The following is a 992-nucleotide window of genomic DNA, read 5'->3' as shown; positions in this document are numbered from 1 at the left end:
TCCCAGGATTTTGGGGCCGCTGCGCAGCCCAGCGGGAGCAAGCTCCCTCGCCACAAAAAGCCTCTTCACCTTAGCGTCCCGTTTTCTACTGCCCTGACATCAATTACAAAATATAGGGAATACACATGACTCCGCTCCGATCACTTTTCGCTGCGCTGCTCCTGCCATTGGCCGCAACCGCTGCCCAGGCTCAGGAATGGAAAGAAATCCGCTTTGGGGTTTTCCCCGAATACCCACCGTTTGAATCCGTCGCCGCCGACGGCAGCCTGCAAGGTTTCGACATCGACCTGGGCAACGCCATCTGCGCCAAGCTGGAAGTCAAATGCGTGTGGGTCCACAACGAATTCGACGGCATGATCCCGGCCCTGCGCGCCCGCAAGTTCGACGCCATCATGTCCTCCATGGCCGTGACCCCGGCCCGCCAGAAAGTCATCGACTTCAGCGACCGGCTGTTCCTCAGCCCGACCTCGGTGATCACCCGCAAAAGCGCCGACTTCGGCGACACCCCCGAATCCCTGAAAGGCAAACAGGTCGGCGTGCTGCAAGGCTCGCTGCAGGAAGCCTACGCCCGTGCGCACCTGGCCAAGCTCGGCGCGCAGATCAAGGCGTACCAGTCCCAGGAACAGAACTACGCCGACCTGCAAAACGGCCGCCTCGACGCCACCCTGACCGACAAGCTGGAAGCCCAGCTCAACTTCCTGTCCAAGCCTGAAGGTGCCGACTTCAAGACCGGCCCGGCCTTCAAGGACCCGACCCTGCCGCTCGACATCGCCATGGGCCTGCGCAAGAACGACAAGGACCTGGTGGAGCTGATCAACAAAGGCATCGCCGCCGTCCAGGCCGATGGCACCTACACACAGATCCAGAAGAAATACTTCGGCGATCAGGATATCTACAACGAGTGACGCCTCATGTGGGAGCGAGCTTGTGTGGGAGCGGGCTTGCTCGCGAAAGCGGTGGGTCAGTCACACATGTATTGACTGAAACTCTGT

At 60.3% G+C, this 992-nt stretch carries 1 protein-coding gene; it reads left to right on the top strand.

Annotated elements, in window-relative coordinates:
- Nucleotides 1-125 precede the first annotated feature (125 nt).
- Nucleotides 126-905, top strand: coding sequence for an ABC transporter substrate-binding protein (locus ACW9I6_RS32380; protein ID WP_003212870.1), 780 nt, complete (start codon nucleotides 126-128; stop codon nucleotides 903-905).
- The last annotated feature ends 87 nt before the right edge of the window (nucleotides 906-992 follow it).

Source organism: Pseudomonas sp. SDO5522_S412, from assembly GCF_054071215.1.
This window is presented reverse-complemented; position numbering and strand designations above follow the sequence as displayed.

Excerpts from the sequence above, each read along its gene's own strand:
- ACW9I6_RS32380 (WP_003212870.1), top strand. The coding sequence starts at position 126 with ATGACTCCGCTCCGATCACTTTTCGCTGCGCTGCTCCTGCCATTGGCC.